General features: G+C 34.5%; 5 protein-coding genes and 1 pseudogene. 3 read left to right on the forward strand and 3 right to left on the reverse strand.

The window, feature by feature from the left end; translation table 11 throughout:
* Window positions 1-689, reverse strand: a 689-nt coding sequence (locus AC4MRQ_RS25165) for a cell division protein FtsX (RefSeq protein ID WP_491200492.1), incomplete at its 3' end; no start/stop codon positions are given.
* A gap of 182 nt (window positions 690-871) precedes the next feature.
* Between AC4MRQ_RS25165 and AC4MRQ_RS25170 the strand changes: the two genes are divergently transcribed.
* Genes AC4MRQ_RS25170 through AC4MRQ_RS25180 form a run of 3 tightly spaced genes read left to right on the forward strand, consistent with a single transcriptional unit; the run spans window position 872 to window position 2,435 of the window.
* Window positions 872-1,054, forward strand: a complete 183-nt coding sequence (locus tag AC4MRQ_RS25170) for a hypothetical protein (protein ID WP_491200493.1) — start codon at window positions 872-874, stop codon at window positions 1,052-1,054.
* A gap of 26 nt (window positions 1,055-1,080) precedes the next feature.
* Window positions 1,081-1,212 (forward strand): UDP-N-acetylglucosamine 2-epimerase, encoded by a 132-nt coding sequence (locus AC4MRQ_RS25175; protein WP_491200494.1) that lies wholly within the window; start codon window positions 1,081-1,083, stop codon window positions 1,210-1,212.
* A 17-nt stretch (window positions 1,213-1,229) separates the two neighbouring features.
* Complete coding sequence (locus AC4MRQ_RS25180) at window positions 1,230-2,435, forward strand: glycosyltransferase family 4 protein (protein ID WP_491200495.1); 1,206 nt, start codon at window positions 1,230-1,232, stop codon at window positions 2,433-2,435.
* Here AC4MRQ_RS25180 and AC4MRQ_RS25185 read toward each other — a convergent pair.
* Both AC4MRQ_RS25185 and AC4MRQ_RS25190 read right to left on the reverse strand, forming a co-directional pair.
* A complete protein-coding gene (locus tag AC4MRQ_RS25185; protein ID WP_491200496.1) occupies window positions 2,415-3,776 on the reverse strand; it encodes a polysaccharide deacetylase family protein in 1,362 nt (453 codons plus the stop codon). The two genes, AC4MRQ_RS25180 and AC4MRQ_RS25185, sit on opposite strands and share 21 nt — an antisense overlap.
* A gap of 13 nt (window positions 3,777-3,789) precedes the next feature.
* Window positions 3,790-4,258: pseudogene (locus AC4MRQ_RS25190) on the reverse strand (hypothetical protein); the annotation flags it as partial.

Raw genomic sequence — 4,258 nt, forward strand, 5'->3', positions numbered from 1 at the left:
ATTGCAATTACAGCTCCAACAAAGCCATGCAGAATACTTCCCCAAAGTATAGGTCGCCTGATGAACCCTTTGGTGGCACCTACCAATTGCATTGTCCGGATTATAAAGCGTTTCGAATAAACCGATAATCGAATGGTGTTGTTTATGAGTGCAATGGCAATTAAAAGTAACATCAGTGCAAAGGCAGCTAATACAAAAGCGATCCGTTGCACATTTTGATGAACCAAATGAATAAGATTTTTTTGGTAGATGATCTCCTTCACTTGAGGAAAATCCATTATTACTTTTTCAACTTTTACCAGACTATCAGGGTTGGCGTATTGGGCAAACAACTTAACATCAATGGATGATAACAAAGGATTGTAGCCTAAAAAGTCGACAAAATCTTCACCCAGCTCTTCTTTCAACTCATCAGCCGCCCGATCTTTATCTACATATTCTGTTTGTTTTATAAAAGGAGAGGTGCTTAACAGTTTTTCCAATCGCTTGACTTCCGCTTCCCGGGCATTATCCTTAATCAATACCGTGAAGCCGATGTTTTCTTTCACATAAGTTGATAATCGTTGAGCATTTAAAAATAATAGACCGATGATACCTAAGAGAAACAAAACCAACGAAATACTAATCGTTGTGGTGATATATGAACTTCTGAGTTTTCGTCCGCTTGATATTTGATTTTTATTTGCCATTTTTTCGAATTAGTGCAAAAATATAAAATGCCTTTGGATGAGCGGGAAAAGATGGCAATTAATCTTTGAATTAACAAAAATTAACCAGCGACATATCAAGTTATATATGGTGGTGTGAATTTTAAATGCGTTGTATTTTATCTAGTTTTGGCTTCGTATTTATTGATTTAATAGTAAACGGAATGATAAAACTCGTTAACATTGTAGGAGCAAGACCACAGATCATTAAAGCTGCTGCCATTAGTCGTGCAATCAAAAACAAATATGGTATGCTAATTGATGATATTGTGGTGTATGCTGGGCAGTATTATTTGAACAACTTGAAATTCCTTTACCCAAGCACAATTTATAGTGTGGATCTTTAAATCACGCCAAACAAACTGCATTAATTATGGAGCGATTCGAAGAAGTTCTGATAGATGAGCATCCTGATTTTGTTTTTGGCGATATAAACTCAACATTGGCAGCCCCATTAGCCACAGTCAAAATGGGAATTGAGGTATTACACGTTGAAGTGGGTTGAAACAAGTAGATAGAGAAATGAAAAAGGTAAAAATAGTACATGTTGAAGATCGCTTTCATCCAGAAATGGGTTACCAACTTAATTTCACGGCTAAATTCCATCGAAAGGATGTGGACATGCACATTGTTTGTTCCAATTCACTCCGCTTGTTTTCAAGCGAAGGACTTAACGAAAGCCAAATAAAACAGATGGATGATGATTTTGAAAAAAGGCATAATATCAAAATTCATCGACTACCAATTAAGTACGAGAAACAGCAAGGGTACAATTTATTAATGAAAGGTTTATTACGCAAGATACATTCGCTTAAACCGGATGTTTTATTTGTGCATGCTATGGAATCGTACACGGCCTTTCAACTGTTGAGTAAAAAACATTTATATCGAAGGTATTTGATTTGTACAGATACTCATACGCTTGATAATCAGTTTAAAGGTGGTAGTGCTGAGAAGTTATACTTCAGGTTGTTTAAGCAACGGGTTATTAAAAATCTTAACTACTTTAACGCTCCGGTTTTTTATACAGCTACAGAAAATAAAAATATCTTACTGAAAAAATATGGGCTGAAAAAAGAACAGATTTATCCTTATTTAATCGGAACAGATGAGAATGTTTTTTATTCAGATTTATATTCAAGTAAAATTTTAAGAGAAAAGTTGCAAATTTCAGATAATAAAAAGATTGTATTGTATGCAGGAAAGTTTAATCAGCCCAAATCTCCTCATTTAATTATTGAAGCTTTGAATCATGTAAAAGATGGTTTATCAGATGTCTGTCTATTAATGATTGGTGGTAAATCAGAACCATATTATACTTCAGTTTTTAAGGCAACGAAGATTGATTCTGCGATTGATTTAATTGTAAAAGATGCTGTTAAAGTTAATGAGCTGAATGCATATTATAACATGGCGGATGTAGCTGTTTTTCCTAAAGAAAATACGTTAAGTGCATTGGATGCACAGTTATGTGAGTTGCCCGTAGTGATGGAGTCAGACTTAACTAATGAGGAGCGTTTGCAAAAGGGAGGTTTAACTTACTCGAAAGGGAATTATAACGAACTGGGAAAACAAATTGTAAAATTACTTAATGATAACGAGTTACGGCTAAGATTAGGTAAGGAAGGGGGACAGTTTATTCTTGAAAATTATACTTATTCTGCTATTATTGAGCATATGGAAGATATCATTATAAATCGTTTATCTTCAATAAATTCGATTCAATAAGTCAGCTCCGGTCAATGATTCGCAGCCATTGTTATGGATTGATTTCAGCAAATTGTTATAAAAGTTGGTTATGCCAGGGAATTCATATTCATCAAAGAATGAATTGTGCCAAAGAAGCGTAAATATTCCTCCAAATTTAAGGGTTTCAATCAACAGGTTTTCAATGCTTTTCATGGCCGATTCATAGTTGTGTTCCCTGTAATAAAACAAAGTACCATCCATTACTATTAAAGGGAATTCCCAGATGTCCATCATTGTATCATTATCAAAATTATAAGGGTGAAAAGGATAACAGTAACTGTTCCTATATCCTTCATGTTCAGCGAAGCCAACCGTTGTATCATATTTAATGCCGCACTGTTGTTGAATACGATAGGTGTCAGGGTTAGAAAACTTCAGGTAATGTTGACGAGTTCCGGGTACTTCGTAATTGAAACTTGCTTTAAGTTTGTTCAGTGCCTTAATCATTGCCTCTTTGCTAGAGGATGTTTTTAGTGATCCATGAAGGCCAATTTCGCAGTTCTCATGATAGAGGAAATTCATTATATCACGAATACTTTTTTCCTTAAAATAATATCGTGCATCATGATCTGAACCATCACGATTAAGAAAATACCAGGAGGATACCATGCCGTATTTCTTCTCCATTTTCCGCATTGTTTTAAAATTACGAAAAGGATCGGGCTTATAACCGGGGAAGATTGTAGGGAGAATAGAATCTATTGCTGCATTGAATAGCCTTTTCTTATTATAGTTAGCCTTGCGCAAGCCTAATATCTGCATCCAACGGTATACCGTTTCTCGCCAATGGTAATAATTAACTCTGTCAATGTCGTGAGAAAGTAAAAATCCTGCAGTTTCAAATAATCGTTTGGTTTTCAGTTGAATATTTTGTTGAGCAGCAAACTTTATCAATGCTTCAGAAATAATAGCGATATAGTAGTTGACCACTGGTTCGGAAGTAATATTCAGTTCTTTTTGAATTGAGTGCTCATAAGGAAAGCGTTCCATAAAATCCTTATTTGGAGAATTATGTTCCTGATAACCACTTAGGAGATAAAAGATTGCTTTTAAAATGTCATGGTTGAATACAAGTCTGTTATTTTCAATGCAATAAAAACTGGTTTCTTCCGACAAGGGAAACAATACGGGAAGGTTCTTGCTGTCATGTATGATGAAGAACGTTTTATCGATTTCTTTATCAGAAGTTCTGAAAATTATTTTATTAGTGTCGTCCTTATCAGAGTATGCTATTAATGATTTGATTGGACTCAAGTCAATGTGTTGTTCAATATGAAACAAAACATACTGAAGTTGAGAATTATTTAAACGATCCTTCATGAGTTATAAACACCTATTTCTTTAAACTATTAAAGTTCTCCTTAAGCTGATTAATTTTTTTCCATTTATTTACAGCTTGTTTTATTCTTGTTTTTTCAATTGGTTCCAGAATTCTGAAATGCCAAATAAACATTAACCATATACCAATAATTCCCAGCTTAATAACAGCTTCTAGTATCCATGTTAATTCCACATTCACATAAATAAAACTGCCAAGAATTACTGTTATCAGAATGATCTTCAGGTAAGCAACCATGTTTAACACTTCCTTCTCTATAAGCAATACGGCTCTCCAAATCATGATCACTGCAATAATTTGAACAATTAAGGTACTGAAGGCTGCACCTAAACTTCCCCATGCTGGTACCATCAGTATGTTAAGTCCAACATTAATGAGTCCGCTACAAATCGAAATAAGAGATATAGTTTTTGTTTTTTTATACTTGGATAGCGGAAGGGTTAGCATGGCGCGAATTCCACCA

The organism is Carboxylicivirga sp. (assembly GCF_982718395.1).

Excerpts from the sequence above, each read along its gene's own strand:
- AC4MRQ_RS25170 (WP_491200493.1), top strand. The coding sequence starts at position 872 with ATGATAAAACTCGTTAACATTGTAGGAGCAAGACCACAGATCATTAAA.
- AC4MRQ_RS25175 (WP_491200494.1), top strand. The coding sequence starts at position 1,081 with ATGGAGCGATTCGAAGAAGTTCTGATAGATGAGCATCCTGATTTTGTT.
- AC4MRQ_RS25180 (WP_491200495.1), top strand. The coding sequence starts at position 1,230 with ATGAAAAAGGTAAAAATAGTACATGTTGAAGATCGCTTTCATCCAGAA.
- AC4MRQ_RS25185 (WP_491200496.1), bottom strand. The coding sequence starts at position 3,776 with ATGAAGGATCGTTTAAATAATTCTCAACTTCAGTATGTTTTGTTTCAT.